The sequence below is a fragment of the Paraprevotella xylaniphila YIT 11841 genome, assembly GCF_000205165.1.
GTDB lineage: Bacteria > Bacteroidota > Bacteroidia > Bacteroidales > Bacteroidaceae > Paraprevotella > Paraprevotella xylaniphila.
Genome location: NZ_GL883880.1, coordinates 17019 through 33484, shown reverse-complemented (window position 1 = coordinate 33484; position 16466 = coordinate 17019). Strand labels below are relative to the sequence as shown.

Annotated in this window: 13 protein-coding genes; 6 read left to right on the top strand and 7 right to left on the bottom strand. The window is 47.7% G+C overall.

Features of this window, described 5'->3' with window-relative positions; all coding sequences use genetic code 11:
- Positions 1-7: 7 nt before the first annotated feature.
- Positions 8-535: an FHA domain-containing protein gene (locus HMPREF9442_RS12385; protein ID WP_008629126.1), complete on the bottom strand. Its 528-nt coding sequence runs from the start codon at positions 533-535 to the stop codon at positions 8-10.
- Between the two features lie 12 nt (positions 536-547).
- Complete coding sequence (locus tag HMPREF9442_RS12380; RefSeq protein WP_008629125.1) at positions 548-1600, bottom strand: HU domain-containing protein; 1053 nt, start codon at positions 1598-1600, stop codon at positions 548-550.
- A 128-nt stretch (positions 1601-1728) separates the two neighbouring features.
- Between HMPREF9442_RS12380 and HMPREF9442_RS12375 the strand changes: the two genes are divergently transcribed.
- The 4 genes from HMPREF9442_RS12375 to mscL all read left to right on the top strand — a co-directional run bounded on the left by HMPREF9442_RS12375 (position 1729) and on the right by mscL (position 6946).
- Entirely contained in the window at positions 1729-3042 is a 1314-nt protein-coding gene (locus HMPREF9442_RS12375; protein ID WP_008629124.1) for a UDP-glucose dehydrogenase family protein, read from the top strand.
- On the top strand, positions 3042-3866 hold the full coding sequence (locus tag HMPREF9442_RS12370) for a DUF4738 domain-containing protein (RefSeq protein WP_008629123.1): 825 nt from the start codon (positions 3042-3044) through the stop codon (positions 3864-3866). Before HMPREF9442_RS12375 ends, HMPREF9442_RS12370 begins: the two co-directional genes overlap by 1 nt.
- 15 nt (positions 3867-3881) lie before the next feature.
- The gene (locus HMPREF9442_RS12365; RefSeq protein ID WP_008629122.1) at positions 3882-6170 is read left to right on the top strand and encodes a TonB-dependent receptor; all 2289 of its coding nucleotides are present in this window, start codon (positions 3882-3884) and stop codon (positions 6168-6170) included.
- A 353-nt stretch (positions 6171-6523) separates the two neighbouring features.
- Positions 6524-6946, top strand: a complete 423-nt coding sequence (gene mscL, locus HMPREF9442_RS12360; RefSeq protein WP_008629111.1) for a large-conductance mechanosensitive channel protein MscL — start codon at positions 6524-6526, stop codon at positions 6944-6946.
- A gap of 65 nt (positions 6947-7011) precedes the next feature.
- Here mscL and HMPREF9442_RS12355 read toward each other — a convergent pair whose 3' ends face one another.
- The 4 genes from HMPREF9442_RS12355 to lon are packed head-to-tail and all read right to left on the bottom strand — an operon-like array spanning position 7012 to position 13205.
- Positions 7012-8463, bottom strand: coding sequence for a DEAD/DEAH box helicase (locus HMPREF9442_RS12355; RefSeq protein WP_008629109.1), 1452 nt, complete (start codon positions 8461-8463; stop codon positions 7012-7014).
- Positions 8464-8497: 34 nt separating this feature from the next.
- On the bottom strand, positions 8498-9604 hold the full coding sequence (locus tag HMPREF9442_RS12350; protein ID WP_008629108.1) for an LptF/LptG family permease: 1107 nt from the start codon (positions 9602-9604) through the stop codon (positions 8498-8500).
- 17 nt (positions 9605-9621) lie between these two features.
- Positions 9622-10752, bottom strand: coding sequence for a tRNA guanosine(34) transglycosylase Tgt (gene tgt / locus HMPREF9442_RS12345; RefSeq protein WP_008629107.1), 1131 nt, complete (start codon positions 10750-10752; stop codon positions 9622-9624).
- Positions 10749-13205: an endopeptidase La gene (gene lon, locus HMPREF9442_RS12340; RefSeq protein ID WP_050795534.1), complete on the bottom strand. Its 2457-nt coding sequence runs from the start codon at positions 13203-13205 to the stop codon at positions 10749-10751. The genes tgt and lon overlap by 4 nt, the downstream gene beginning before the upstream one ends.
- A 164-nt stretch (positions 13206-13369) precedes the next feature.
- On the opposite strand from lon, the gene HMPREF9442_RS12335 reads away from it, so the two are divergent.
- The gene (locus HMPREF9442_RS12335; protein ID WP_008629096.1) at positions 13370-14080 is read left to right on the top strand and encodes a tRNA1(Val) (adenine(37)-N6)-methyltransferase; all 711 of its coding nucleotides are present in this window, start codon (positions 13370-13372) and stop codon (positions 14078-14080) included.
- Here the strand turns inward: HMPREF9442_RS12335 and HMPREF9442_RS12330 are convergent, their stop codons facing one another.
- Complete coding sequence (locus HMPREF9442_RS12330; RefSeq protein WP_040603113.1) at positions 14081-15103, bottom strand: diacylglycerol/lipid kinase family protein; 1023 nt, start codon at positions 15101-15103, stop codon at positions 14081-14083. It abuts the gene before it with no gap.
- A 163-nt stretch (positions 15104-15266) separates the two neighbouring features.
- On the opposite strand from HMPREF9442_RS12330, the gene spt reads away from it, so the two are divergent.
- Positions 15267-16451 carry a serine palmitoyltransferase gene (gene spt, locus HMPREF9442_RS12325; protein ID WP_008629092.1) on the top strand — a complete coding sequence of 395 codons (1185 nt, stop codon included), beginning with the start codon at positions 15267-15269 and terminating at the stop codon, positions 16449-16451.
- Positions 16452-16466: the final 15 nt, after the last annotated feature.

Sequence of the window (16466 nt, the reverse complement as noted above, 5' to 3'; positions counted from 1 at the left end):
ATAAAAATTATTCTTCACGAGCCGCACGCAATATCAGCGTGGTAGCCCCGATAGTGACTATGCTGCCGTCCTCCAGTCTCACACGGTCATAGTCCGTCAATATGTCATTCATATAAAAAGTGCCGGTATTGCTCGGCGCGTCGCGCAAGGTGTACACCAGACGACCGTTCTTGTCCCGCTTCACATTGATGATGCAATGCTTGGTGTCCACACTGGGGTCTACTGTCTCGATGGGGGTAGAAATGGCAGTCCCTTTCACATACCGTCCGATTACGTTGTCGCCCAACTTCAGCGGAAGCACCTGCTTATAGTGGAAGACGTTCTCCACCACAACGATGCTGCCGTATGCGTCATCGTTCTCGTTCTCGTCCACGGTCTCTTCCTTACGTGTAGCCCTCAATTTGGATACCCCGATACGTATGCCGAACTGCTTGCGGCATTCCGGACATTCGAAAACAAGCGACTGCCCGTCTTCATACTGGGTTTCGTCAAAAGTGATATAATGGTCACATTTAGGACAACGTACTCTTTTCATTCCTTGTATTCCTTACTTGATTTGGTAAACCCATGCGTAAGCAAATTCTTCCGACCGGTCACTCAAAGCGTTCATCTTGGCATGCGCTTCCGCTTCGGATGCAAATCCCGGAAAAACCACACGCACCATATTTCCTTTTTTATATACTTGCGCCTCTTTGTAACCTTCCTTATGAAGCCGTTCGACATACGCTTTCGCGTTCTTTTCCGGTATGGCACTGGCCACCACGACGCAAAAACCGCTTTCCACTGCCACCGAAACAGCCGCCTTTTGGACGGTTTCCGGTTGGACAGCAGCCGACACCGGACTTTCCACACCCGTTCCTGAACCCTTGACTTGTATTTCTTCCGGCTTGTTGAATGCCTCAGGCACAGTTTCCTGTACCGCAGGCATCCACATCAGGCGAGCAAACTCGGCCTGGCTTGCGGAAGATACCCCCGTGTTCTTGGCATCGGGAGACATCAGGAAAAACAAGAGCACCACGGCAGCCACGGCAGCAATGTTTTGCAGCCACGCCGTCTTCAGCCGGATGGTAATTTCTCCGCGTGCCACAGGTTCGCTTTCGACCGTCACTGTTTCGGGCTTTCTTTCGGGGACTGTACGCGAAACCTCGACGGCCAATGACGCTTCCACCGTTTTTTCCGCCTGCAAAGGTTCGAACAGCAAGGCATCCAAACCATAATAAGCCGGACAGACCGTACCGGCCTGACAAGGTGAAAACCCCACATTGTTCCGTTCGTCCAACATCAATACGCCAATGCTCCCAAGGTCGTACGTACCTGCCTCCCACAATTCCTGTTGCAGGTCACGGATCTGTTCCCCGAGCATGGTTCTCGCTTCGATGTCGGAACAACCGTATGCTTCCACGTATGAACGGACCAACAACCCGTCATCGGCTTTCAGGCGTTCGTTGAACCCCACCGTGCGGATAGGAGGTAAAAACAGATTCTCATCTTCCACGTATTTGGCCGGGGCGTTGCAAGTCACGAATCCCCCGATTTGCGGAACCACCACGCAGTCGTGGTCCAACAACAATATCTCGATATGTTTTACTAACTCTTTCACACTACAAATTTACGGCTTTCCCGTGGACATTGCTAATTTTTGCAGAAAAAGTTATCAAATATTTCAGCTTGTATTGTTGATAGCCCTATTTTTCATTACTTTTGCCTGTGGTTAATAGCAACGAAAATATGAATATAGCGATTGTAGGCAGCGGCTACGTAGGTTTGGTAACCGGTGCATGTTTTGCCGAAATAGGGGTCAATGTCACTTGTGTGGACGTGGACCGGAATAAAATTGAAAAGCTCAAACAAGGTGAAATTCCTATTTACGAACCAGGCCTGAAAGAGTTGGTCTTGAAGAATCAAAAGGCAGGGCGGTTGGATTTCACCACCACGCTCGAAAGCGTGCTCGACAAGGTGCAGGTGATATTCAGTGCTGTGGGGACTCCACCCGACGAAGACGGAAGCGCGGACTTGAAATACGTCCTACAAGTTGCTCGAACTATAGGTAGATATATGACTGATTACAAACTGGTTGTCACTAAGAGCACCGTTCCTGTCGGTACGGCGCGGAAAGTGCGCCACGCCATTCAGGAAGAATTGGACAAACGGGGTCTTGACATCAAATTCGATGTAGCTTCCAATCCGGAGTTCCTGAAAGAAGGCAACGCCATCAGCGACTTCATGAGCCCGGACCGCGTGGTGGTAGGCGTGGAGTCTGAAAAAGCCAAGGAACTGATGACCAAACTCTACAAACCTTTCCTTATTAACAATTTCCGGGTGATATTCATGGACATTCCCTCTGCAGAGATGACGAAATACGCGGCGAACTCCATGTTGGCCACACGTATCTCTTTCATGAACGACATCGCCAATTTGTGCGAACGCGTGGGAGCGGATGTCAACATGGTGCGCAACGGTATCGGAGCCGACACCCGTATCGGCCGCAAGTTCCTATATGCCGGATGCGGCTACGGAGGCTCTTGTTTTCCCAAAGACGTGAAGGCACTCATCAAGACGGCCGAGCAAAACGGGTACGAAATGGCTGTGCTGAAAGCCGTAGAGACAGTAAACGAACGTCAAAAATCCATCCTCTTCCACAAGTTGGACGCGGCATGGCAACATGAGTTGGCTGGCAAGACCGTCACATTGTGGGGACTGGCTTTCAAGCCAGAGACGGACGACATGCGCGAAGCCCCTTCTCTCATCCTTATCCGGAAATTATTGGAAGCCGGATGCACGGTTCGTGTCTACGATCCGGAAGCCATGAACGAATGTCGCCGCCGTTTGGGTGACGCAGTCATTTATGCCCGTGACATGTACGAAGCGGCATTGGATGCCGACGCGCTGCTCTTAGTGACCGAATGGAAGGAATTCCGCCTGCCGGCTTGGGGCGTGCTGAAGAAGACGATGAGCGGACGGCTCGTCATCGACGGGCGTAACGTATATGACGCAGGCGAAGTACGCGAAGCCGGATTTGAATACCATTGTATCGGAAAGTAATGAAATGGATACATCATATTATATACGGTAGTCTTTTAGTGTCCGTGGCTGCGTGGACAAGTTGCGGCACAAGGGACAACCGGACTCCAAACGGGGATACTCCCGAACCGGAAGACCAGGAGGCCAAAAAAGCTTTGCAGGGAATCTGGATCGACCAGGAGACCGAGACCGTTTCGTTCTGCGCCAAAGGGGACACCATCTATTACCCCGATACGGCCAACGTACCGGTACGTTTTTTCATCCGTAAGGATACTTTGTTTTTGGCCGGTGGGGGAGATACGACCGCTTACCCCATAGACAAGAGGGGAAATCACCTTTTCCACTTCCATTCGGCCACGGGCGACATCGTGAAGCTCGTCCGGTCGGAAGACCCGAACGACAGTATCTATTTCATCCATCGGCAAGCCGCCACGCTCACCTACAATGAAGTCGTAAAAAAAGACACAGTAGTGTTCCATGGCGGCGAGCGTTACCATTGCTATGTCTACGTCAACCCCTCGCGCTTGAAAGTATATAAGACAAGTTATACGGACGAGGGCATCGCCGTGGAAAATGTATACTACGACAACGTGATTCACATCTGCGTGTACAAGGGGAAAACATGCTTGTTTTCACAAGACTATACCCGGAAGAGTTTCACCGGGCTTGTACCCAGTGGCTTCCTGAACCAGGCCATCCTGTCGAATATGGTATTTTCCGAAGCCGGTCCGCGCGGATGCCATTTCAATGCCACGGTATGTATCCCCGACGATGCCAGTTGCTATATGGTCAATATCTGTGTAGGATACGACGGCAAGCCGACAATGGAACTTCTCGAGTATTAACCCCTGCACACCATCATGAACAGAACATACAAGATTTTAAGCGTCCTTTTATTGGGGAGTTACGGTCTGGGTATTCAAATACTGGATGCCCAGACTGTTACCGGAAGAATTACGGACCGGAAATCCTGTCCGGTAACAGGGGCTACGGTAGTATTGCAGGCTCCGGATTCCACATTCGTCAGTGCCGCCGTATCGGATGCCGACGGACATTTCACCCTACCGGCCCAACCGGAGCAGTATCGCCTGATTGTACAACACCTTTTATACCGTTCACAAACCGTAAACGGAACAGGAAAGGATGCCGGGACCATTGTACTACAACCGGCTGACCGCACCATCGGTGAGGTCGTGGTCAAAGCCGAGCGCCCCATAGTAAGAGTGGAAGAGGGGAGGTTGAACTATGATTTGGAACAAATCGTCCGGGACAAAGTCGTCAACAACACTTACGAGGCCTTGCAGAGGTTGCCCGGCGTGCAAGAGATAGGGGGCAAATTGACCTTGGCCGGTGTCGGAGAGGTCACGGTCATCCTGAACGGCAAGCCCACTACGATGGATGCGGGACAGTTGGAGACCCTTTTGCGGAATACTCCGGTCAGCCGCGTGGAGAAAGTGGAGGTCATGTATAGTACTCCTCCGCAATATCACGTAAGAGGAGCTTCCCTGAACGTCGTTCTGAAACGTCCCAACGACTATTCCTTTCAGGGCGAAGTCAACGTAACTTATGACAACTGCTACTTCAACGCGGGCAATGCCACCGGGAATTTCCGTTTCTCAACCCCGAAACTGGCATTGGATGCCATGTACGGCATAGACCGTGTACACACGATGCAATATTACAACTTATTTTCACGGCACACCCTGGACGGACAGATATATTCCATAGAAGAAAACGAACAGCTTCGCAACAAAGCTTACAGGCATAACATGCGGGTGGCCGGAGAATACCACTTCAACGAAAACAGCAGCATAGACTTGGCTTATACCGGCAAATACATGCCGAATATACAAGAGGACGCGCAAACAACAGGAAATTTCCAAACCAGTGACATAGACGGCCGTCGCGAAGCCCAGATGCACAACATCGCATTGCACCTCCGTTCGGGATTCGGCCTGGATGCCGGCGGGGACTATACGCACTATACGACCGACAACAGGCGGTGGATGCACGCCGAGTATGCCGACGGCAACCGGAACCGTTTCACCTTGGCTGGCGGGCAACGGATAGACCGCTACAACGTGTATGCCGACCAGAAACACAAACTGTCCCAAGGATGGAATCTGGGATATGGCGTCTCTTATACACAAACCCATAACCATGACTTTCAAACCTACACCGAGGTGGAAGGCGACATCGCCACTCCCTCTACGGACTCCAAGTTAAAAGAACAGACCACAGACTTCTACGTATCGTTGGGAAAAGATTACCCCGGTGGTATATCATGGTCGGTATCGGGCACAGGGGAGTATTACTCCATCGGCAATTACCGCAAATGGGCTTTCTACCCTCAGGCTTCCCTCACTTACATGAAGACTCCCGAACACATCCTGCAACTCTCGCTCTCCACCCGAAAGACTTATCCGGGATATTGGGAAATGCAGTCTTCCGTCAGCTATATCAACGGATATTCCGAAATATGGGGCACACCCGGATTGCGTCCTCAGACGAACTACAGTGTGAATGCCAACTACATCCTGAAGCAGAAGTATGTCTTCGGCGCATACTTCTCCCGTACCCAAGACCAGTTCATGCAGACTGCCTATCAGTCCACAGAACGGTTAGCCATGATTTACAAGATGATGAACTGGAACTACACACAGTACGTAGGCCTCATGGCCACGGTGCCGTTCCAGGTCGGAACGTGGTGGGATTCCCGTTGGGTAGCGGTGGAACAATACGCACGCCACCGTTGCGACGACTTTTTCGACCTTCCTTTCGACCGGAAAAAGTGGATTTTGCAGTGCCAATGGGACAACACGTTCAAGCTGAACAAGAATCTGGCTTTCGAATTGCGCGGATTCATGCAGACTCCGGCCATACAAGGTACATACGACCTGAAAATGGTGGGTACGGTAGATGCCGGGGTGAAATGGACCTTTGCCGGAGGCAAAGCCACACTCTCTGCCCGTTGTAGCGACATATTCAATACAAGTATGCCGGAATGTAACCTACGTTACGGAGGTCAGGACGTGAGAATGGAAAACTCTTTTTACCTAAGAACGTTCACCCTGAACTTCAATTTCCGTTTCGGAGGATATAAGAAAAAGGAAATCAAGGAAGTGGATACTTCCCGGTTCAGGCATTGAGCGTACGTCCGTTCTGTATATTTTTCAGAATATCCGATGAACCTCTCCGCGCACCTTCCTCCAAGCATAAAATCAATCTCCTGAAAATGAAAAATCGTTTGCCGCAGAACGGAAAATCATTCTCAGCCGATTGATTTTTCAATCTCAGGAGATTGATTTTACATTCATAAGTATCTATTATACAAAGGTTTAGAAAATCATGATTTTATCTTAAAAACAAAAGGACACGACACTATGGCTGTAAAGAAAAACAATAAGAGGGAAAAGAAAAGGAAAAGAATGAAAGAGAAATTTGGCCATTGGAATAATTTTGCTTAACTTGCCCTGGTAATTCATAAACAGAACTGGGAACTATGAAAAAAATCTTGCAAGAATTCAAGCAATTTGCCATGCGTGGCAATGTGGTGGACATGGCGGTCGGTATCATTATCGGCGGTGCCTTCGGTAAAATCGTTTCTTCGGTGGTGGCCGACATCATCATGCCGCCCGTCGGATTGCTCATCGGCGGAGTGAATTTCTCCGACCTGAAAATCACATTGAAAGAAGCAGTCGTGGAGGGAGGGGCAGAGGTGACGCCGGCCGTCACGCTGAATTACGGTAATTTTATCCAGACCACGTTGGACTTCATCATCATTGCACTGGCCATCTTCCTTTTGGTAAAAGGAATGAACGCCCTCAACAAAAAGAAGAAAGAGGAACCGAAAGCTCCGGCTGCCCCTCCGGCCGACATCCAACTGCTCACGGAAATCAGGGACTTACTGAAAAAAGAGAAATAAAAAAAACCGTCCGTTTGCCTTCGCGAAGGCAAACGGACGGTTTCCATTAATGCGGAACAATTCTATCAGGAAACACCGCCTGTATTTTCCCTCTTTTCTGCGCTTCCTTGCGAAACGGTTGCAGATTTCTTCTTATTAAAATATCTTCGAGGCTTATTCTTGTTTTTCTTCTCTGTCAAAGATGGCGATTTCGGCGCGTCCCCATTTACCGGCGCACTTTTTGAACCGGAAGCTTGTGCCTTGGTATTGTTTGGAGTATGTGTTTGTGGGATGGGGCTTGTTTTTCTGCGGTTTCCCGATTTGCCTTGCCGCCTGCCGTGTCTTGGACTTCCATGTCTGCCATTCCCCTTTTCGCCACCTTTTTCCGGCCGATAGGCCGGGCCTTCTCCAAGCCCTTCCGGCAGGGAACGTTTTTCTATTTCAGTTTCAAGGAAATGCTCGATGGAAGCAAAACGTTGCTGGTCTTTCTCGCTCACCAAGGTTATCGCCTCTCCGTCGTTGTTGGCGCGGGCTGTACGACCGATACGGTGCACATAATCTTCGGCATCATGAGGCACATCGAAATTGATGACCAACTGGATATCGTCGATGTCGATGCCACGCGCCACAATGTCCGTAGCTACCAACACGTCGATTTGTTGGGCTTTGAACTTATACATCACTTCGTCACGCTCCTGCTGTTCCAAATCCGAGTGCATGGCACCGACCTTAAATCCGGCACGTCCCAAGGCAATGGCCATGTCTTTCACTTTCAATTTGGAAGACGCAAAGACAATCACGCGATGTGGAGGCCGCTCAGCAAACAGCTTTTTGACTAATGACACCTTTTGCGCCTCATAGCATACGTAAGCCGACTGCACGATTTTGTCGGCCGGTTTCGATACGGCCAGTTTCACTTCTACCGGATCGTGCAGGATGGTGCGCGCCAAGTCTTGAATCTTCCGGGGCATCGTGGCCGAAAACATGATGGTCTGGCGTTCTTTGGGCAAATACTTGACAATCTGCATGATGTCGTCGCTGAAACCCATGTCCAACATGCGGTCTGCCTCATCTAATACAAAGAAAGACACTTCAGACAAATCTACGTTGCCTAAACTCAAATGACTGATTAAGCGTCCCGGCGTGGCGATTATCACGTCGGCTCCCATGGCCAACCCGCGTTTCTCCTGCTCGTAACGTATCCCGTCGTTTCCACCATATACAGCTACGCTCGACACGTTCATATAATAGGAAAACCCCTCCATGGCCTGGTCTATTTGTTGGGCCAGTTCCCGGGTGGGGGACATAATGATACAATTAATGGCTTTTTCGGGATAACCGCCATCGCTTAGCTTACTCAATATGGGAAGCAGGAAAGCCGCAGTCTTACCCGTCCCCGTCTGCGCCACACCAATCATGTCACGCCCCTCGAGAATCACGGGGATGGCATGTTCCTGAATAGGCGTGCACTCGGTAAAATTCATATCGTCCAAGGCATCGAGCACTTGGTCGCTTAAATCCAAATCGTAAAAATCCACTGTTCTAATTTGTGTTTAAATCCTACATTCCACTCTACTGCGGTGCCTTTTTATAAAGGAAGAACGCAATAAAGGCAAATATTATATTGGGCAGCCACGCCGCCAAAGCCGGCGGCCAGTCTGCATTGATTGCAAAAGTAGACGAAACCGTCTGGAACAAAATGTAAGAGGCACTTAGTGCCAACCCGATGCCCAAATACAGTCCCATGCCCCCTTTCCGCTTCCGCGCCGAAAGGGAAAGACCGATAATCGTCAGGATGAACGAAGCAAAGGGAGTGGCAAACCGTTTCTGGTACTCCACCTCGAACGGTTTCACATTCCCCGAGCCACGGGCACGCTGCTTGACGATATATTCTTTCAGTTCCGGACTGGTCAAGGTTTCCTGTTGGTTACGCGTCAGCAAGAAGTCCGACGGTTCCATGGCGATGATGGAATCTATCCTCGAACCATGGGAAATGTACTCACGCATGCCTTTCAATTCGCGGAGCGTGTAGTTGTTGATTCGCCAATGGTAACGCTCGTCCGACAATGTGTCGTAAGACACCGAAGCCGCCGTAAGGTGTGACACAAGCTTCTTGTTCACAAACTTGTCCAACGAGAAATGATAACCGGTCTTGGTACGCCCGTCGAAATGTTCGATAAACGCAATAACCCCCGTATCGACCTGTAGTTGCACATTCTGGGCGAATTCCGTCCTTTTTTTCTTTTTATATGTGTTCTCAAAGTTTAGTCGCGTGACGCTTCCCTTAGGAATAACGTAGGCTCCCAACAGGAAAGTCATCACCGCAATGATGGCTGCCGAAATCATATAAGGGCGCATCAGGCGCTTGAAACTCATCCCGGCGGCCATCATGGCGATAATCTCCGAATTCTCTGCCAGTTTGGAGGTGAAGAATATCACAGAGATGAACACGAACAGCGGACTGAACAAATTGGAAAAATAAGGGACGAAGTTGGCGTAGTACTCGAAAATGATACCTTTCCACGGGGCATGGTTGGTCGTAAACTTATCGATATTCTCATTGAAGTCGAACACCACGGCAATGGAAATAATCAATGCTATGGAAAAGAAATATGTACCCAGGAACTTCTTGATAAGATACACATCCAACTTGGAAATGAGACGTTTATACCACTTCATATACAGTACTTCTTTAATTATAGCCGTGCGGCCACCCTTTTTACCATCAAGGCTTTCCAAGAAGAGAAGTCCCCGACTATGATATGGCGTCGCGCCTCGCGTGTCAGCCACAGATAAAAAGCAAGATTATGGATGGAGGCGATTTGCAGCGCCAACAATTCCTGAGCTTTGAAAAGATGATGCAGGTAGGCTTTGCTATATGCCTTGTCTACGTAAGAAGTCCCGTCTGGATCCAAAGGCGAAAAGTCGTCTTCCCATTTCTTATTACGCAGGTTCATAATACCATTCTGTGTGAACAGCATGGCATTGCGCCCGTTACGCGTAGGCATCACGCAGTCGAACATGTCTACTCCACGCTCTATGCCTTCAAGAATATTCACCGGTGTACCGACCCCCATAAGATAACGAGGCTTGTCTTTCGGCAAGATCCCGTTGACCACCTCTATCATTTCGTACATCACTTCCGCCGGTTCGCCCACAGCCAATCCGCCAATGGCATTGCCATCGGCCTCCTTCGATGCCACGAACTCGGCCGATTGGATACGCAAGTCCTTATAAGTGCAGCCTTGCACGATGGGAAAAAGTGATTGTTGGTAACCGTATCGGGGTTCTGTCTCATTGAAACGACGAATACAGCGGTCCAACCAACGGTGGGTCAGCCCCAAACTTTTTTTCGCGTATGCGTAGTCGGATGTGCCCGGTGGACATTCGTCGAATGCCATCATGATGTCTGCCCCGATGGCACGCTCAATGTCCATGACCTTCTCGGGGGTGAAAATATGTTTTGAACCGTCGATGTGCGAACGGAATTCGCACCCTTCCTCACGCAATTTACGGATACCGGTCAACGAAAAGACTTGGAAGCCTCCGCTGTCGGTCAGGATAGGGCGGTCAAAACCGTTGAACTTGTGCAACCCACCGGCTTTTTCCAGGACATTAATACCAGGCCGCAAGTACAAATGATAAGTATTTCCCAAAATGATTTGCGCCTTGATGTCTTCCTTCAATTCCCACGGATGGACGGCTTTGACCGAGCCCACCGTGCCCACCGGCATGAAAACAGGCGTCTCTATCAAGCCATGGTCTGTGGTCAACACCCCGGCCCGAGCCGACGTAAGGGAATCTGTATGTTGGAGTTCAAACTTCATTTCGTTTCGTTCTTAGGCTCATCGAAAGTAAACTCGATGGCATTGGTTACTTTTTCATCCAACAAAGCAAAATTCAAGACCTCGGACACATCATTCACATAATGGAACGACAGCCCTTTGAGATACATTTCCGGAATTTCCTCTATGTTCTTGCGGTTTTCCTCACACATGACGATATCTTTGATGCCTGCACGTTTTGCTGCCAGGATTTTCTCCTTGATGCCTCCTACGGGCAGCACTTTTCCACGTAACGTTATCTCACCGGTCATAGCCAGATTCGGGCGGACCTTACGTTGGGTCAATGCCGAAGCGATGGAAGTAGCCATGGTAATACCGGCCGACGGTCCGTCTTTAGGTACGGCTCCTTCAGGCACGTGCACATGGATATTCCATAGGTCGAAAATCCGCGCATCAATATGCAAATGGTCAGCATGCGCTTTGATATATTCCAATGCCAAAACCGCCGACTCTTTCATTACGTCGCCCAAATTTCCTGTGAGCGTCAACTTGCTACCTTTTCCCTTGCTCAGGCTCGTCTCTATAAAGAGGATTTCCCCCCCTACGGAAGTCCATGCCAATCCGGTTACCACACCGGCATAGCCATTGCCCTGGTATTTGTCGCGAGTATATAAAGGTTTGCCCAACAAGCGTTCCACATCGGCCACTTTCACGTCCGTACAAGAAAATGCACCATTTCGGGCGTATTCCAATGCCATCTTGCGGAACACCTTGTTTATTTGTTTTTCCAATCCTCGCACACCGGACTCACGGGTGTAGTTCTCTATCATGTACTCCAATGCCGGCTTGCTGATTTTGATTTCCGACCGGTCGGCCAAGCCATTGTTTTCCTTTTCCTTGGGCACCAAATGACGTTTAGCTATCTCTACCTTCTCTTCCGTGATATAGCCGCTCACTTCTATCAGTTCCATACGGTCGAGCAAGGGACGGGGTATCGTGCCGATATTATTCGCTGTCGCAATAAACATGACCTTGGACAAATCATAGTCTACATCCAGGAAATTATCATGGAAAGCACTGTTCTGTTCCGGGTCGAGCACTTCCAACAAGGCAGAAGAGGGGTCGCCATTCACCGTATTCTGCGTCACCTTGTCTATCTCGTCCAAGATGAACACCGGATTGGATGAACCTGCCTTTATCATACTTTTTATAATGCGCCCGGGCATAGCTCCGATATACGTGCGGCGGTGTCCCCGGATTTCAGCCTCGTCATGCAATCCACCCAAAGACATGCGGATGTATTTCCGCTTTAAGGCAGAGGCGATACTTTTACCCAAAGATGTCTTGCCGACACCCGGAGGACCGTACAAACAGATTATCGGAGATTTTTGGTCGCCTCTTAATTGCAAAACGGCCAGATGCTCCAATATGCGTTCTTTTACTTTCTCCAAGCCGTAATGGTCTTTGTTCAAAACTCTTTCGGCATTCTTCAAATTTAAATTATCTTCCGTATAGGTCTGCCAAGGCAGGCTCAACATTGTTTGCAAATAATTGAGTTGGACGTTATAATCCGGACTTTGGGGATTCAAACGTTCAAGTTTGTCCACTTCCCGATTGAATGTCTTGGCAACGTCTTCCGGCCATTTCTTTTTTTTGGCCTGAGTACGTAAATCATGCAAGTCCTGATCCTGCGGCGTACCGCCGAGTTCATCCTGTATGTTTTTGATTTGTTGTTGCAAAAAGTACTCACGTTGTTGCATGTCCAAATCTTCCCGGGTCTTACGTTGGATTTCGGCCCGAAGTTCAGAATATTGGATTTCCTTGTTCAACAACTTGAGCAAGTTGACCGTACGCAAATCCAGTGCCCCCTCTCTCAACAACTCCATCTTGCGGACAATAGGGAATGGGAAATTGGCGCATACAAAGTTTACCAAAAACATATTGTTGCTCACGTTTTTCACCGCGAACATGGATTCCTTCGGCATTTGGTCACTCATCTGAATGTACTGCACCGTACGTTCGCGACAAGCTTCCGCCAAGATTTCGAACTCTTTGTTATTCTTCGAAGGGAGCGTGTCTTCTAATTTCTCTACCATACCGGTAAGATAAGGCTTGTCGGACACAATACCTTTCAAATCGAAACGGCTCATACCTTGTAAGATGACAGTGGTAGAACGGTCTGGCAATTCAAGAATACGAATAATCTTTGCCATCGTCCCGATGTGATACAAATCATCAAACCCCGGATTCTCTGTCTCCGGACTCAACTGACAAACTACGCCGATGTTCAATTTATTTTTATCTGCGGCTTTCGCCAAACGAAGAGAAGACTTCCGTCCCACTGCCACAGGCATCACCACACCTGGGAATAACACCATGTTGCGCAACGGCAAAATCGGTAATGTGGCCTCCATTTCCACGTCGAAAACACTGGATTCATCTCCTTCAAAATCTGCAACCAATGAAAATGGATTCTGATTATCGTCAATATGCATATTAAAAATCTTAAATGATTTAGTGAACAAAACTTTTTTCACAAAACGTGGCAAAGATACAAAAAAAGAGTGTACTCTACGTATGATATACAGTGGAAATAACAAATATTTGCTACTTTTGCAAGCAAAACGAAGGATAGACTCTAAGATTACACCCGAATTTTATGGCAAAAACTCATTTCGACTTTAAGAAGTTCACAATTTATCACGACAAATGTGCCATGAAGGTTGGTACGGATGGAGTACTGCTGGGCGCATGGACGGAAGTTTGTCCCGATTCCAAATATATCCTCGACATCGGCACAGGTTCCGGATTGATAGCCATCATGTTAGCTCAAAAGTGCAACGCATACATCATAGGAATAGACATAGACGAGGAAGCAGTAAACCAAGCCACAGATAACGGGAAAAAGACACCTTGGTCACAACGTCTGCATTTTGAAGTAGAAAATGCCCTCACTTACATTCCTCAGAAAAAGTTTGACCTGATAACATGTAACCCGCCGTTTTTCACGAATTCACTGCAATGCCCTGGAGAAAAACGTAACTATGCACGCCATAGTGACGCTCTTCCTTTCGATGCACTCATCGCTAACGCATATACATGGTTGAACGACGGAGCTTGTTTCAACGTCGTCCTCCCTGCATCGTCAGCCGATGCTTTCATACAAATGGCGTGGGAGAGGGGGCTCAATCTCCACAAAAGATGCATGATACACAGTTTGCCTGAGAGTATGCCGAAAAGAGCCTTATTGAGCTTTAAAAAAGGAAATACGCCTTACCCTCAAACCACACGGCTCATGGTCAGAGACAGAAATGGTATTTACACGGAAGAATACAAAAAGCTCACAGAAGAATATTACATACATTTTTGATTATAATTTCAGGCGTCTCATGACTTCTTTGTTAAAGCTGTCTATACGCCGGATATTTCGATTACGTACGCTTATACTCAAAGAAATCAATTCGTCATATAATTCTGAAACAACCCGCCCAAACGCAGTGTCTGAGGCTTGTTGAGTATTCACAATCATATTCAAGCCTTTTTGTATCAATTGTACGTCAATATCCGTCCCGGCCGACATGGGATCGCCATCAAAATGAATCACCCCGGGGTGTTCACGATGGATGCGAATGTTTTTGCATCGGAATGTCTTGATCTTATTATTCTGCAACAATGTCCTATTGAACAACTGAACGGCAATCTGAGGAGCTTCCAGAACTGTAAAAGGCTCCATTATCGTTACATCCATAAGTCCGTCCGACATAGAAGCGTGAGGAGCGATATATGCATTATTCCCATATTGAGACGCATTGGCACAAGCTATCAGAAAGGCCTTGTATTTGGACGTTTCTCCTTCTATTTCAATCTCATATGTGTCCGGCTTATATTTTAAGCCTTCTCGAAGCGTGTTCTCCAAATAAGTCAATACTCCGCGTTTCTCCGAATGAGCGAATTTGGAACTTACAAAAGCATCAAACCCTACACCGCATGTACAAAAAAAAGGGACATCATTTATCTTCCCATAATCCAGACACTCGATATCAAAACGATTAAGCACCTTAATGGAACCAAGCGGATCCATGGGAATGCGTAAATGACGTGCCAATCCGTTTCCCGAGCCACAAGGAATGACACCGAAGGCCACGGAAGTATGTACTAAGGAACGGGCTATTTCATTGACCGTACCGTCACCCCCAATAGCCACAACCGCATCACAGCCTTTTTCAACATGCTCTTGTGCCAATAAAGTAGCATGTCCGGCATATTCAGTCCGGACAACCTGATAATTGAATTTATCTTGATCCAAATGCTGAGAAATCAGTTCTATGATATTGTCCTTACTTTGAGTTCCAGATATAGGGTTTATAATAAAAACGATGCTCCTCTTTGCCATATTGCTTCTTAAATCGGAAGCAAAGATAAGGATAAAAAATGAAAAATACAGCATCTGGCTTTAAGGCTTACAAGAACATTAAAAAGATTTTTTATGATTAAAGGCTATTTAAAAAGATGTTTTTATTAACTTTGCAAAGTTTTTTAATTACGAACTTATTAAAATGGGCTTATTACAAGACAAATTAGCTAAATATGACGAGCCACAAAAGTACATGGCTGAAGGCATATACCCTTATTTCCGCGAAATAGAAGGCAAACAAGGCACCGAGGTCCTCATGGGAGGTCATCGCGTACTCATGTTTGGTTCTAACGCTTATACAGGTCTGACGGGCGATGACCGCGTCATAGAAGCTGGCGTGGCTGCTATGCGTAAATATGGTTCCGGTTGTGCCGGTTCACGATTCCTCAACGGAACATTAGACATACATGTTCAACTTGAAAAAGAATTGGCGGCTTTTGTAGGCAAAGAAGAAGCTCTCTGTTTCGCAACAGGCTTTACAGTCAACTCCGGTGTCATCCCTTGTTTGACAGGACGAGGAGACTATATTATTTGCGATGACCGGGACCACGCGTCTATTGTAGATGGCAAACGTTTGTCTTTCTCTCAAAACCTGAAGTACAAGCACAATGACATGGCTGATTTGGAGAAGCAATTACAAAAATGTAATCCAGACGCTATCAAATTAATCATCGTAGACGGAGTCTTTTCAATGGAAGGAGATTTAGCTAATCTTCCCGAAATTGTGCGCCTGAAACATAAATATAACGCTTCCATTATGGTAGACGAGGCTCATGGTCTTGGTGTTTTTGGCAAGCAGGGTAGAGGAGTATGTGATTATTTTGGCTTGACGAAGGAGGTAGACTTGATAATGGGAACATTTAGCAAGTCCTTGGCTTCAATCGGAGGTTTTATCGCAGCAGACAAAAGTATCATTAATTGGTTAAAGCATAATGCGCGTACCTATATATTCAGTGCATCAGCCACACCGGCCGCTACGGCTTCAGCGTTAGAAGCCCTGCATATTCTTCAGCAAGAACCGGAGCGCTTGGAAAATTTATGGAACGTAACGAATTATGCCTTAAAACGCTTTCGCGCATCAGGATTTGAAATCGGTGCCACAGAATCTCCAATCATTCCTTTATACGTCCGTGATACGGAAAAAACATTCGTGGTTACGAAATTGGCTTTTGACGAAGGAGTTTTCATTAATCCTGTGATTCCGCCTGCATGTGCGCCTCAGGATACCTTAGTACGTTTTGCCCTGATGGCTAACCATACGCACGAACAAGTGGATGAAGCTATTCAGAAACTTACAAAAGTATTCAAGCAGTTGGAACTTCTCTAAACAGCAAAATAAAAC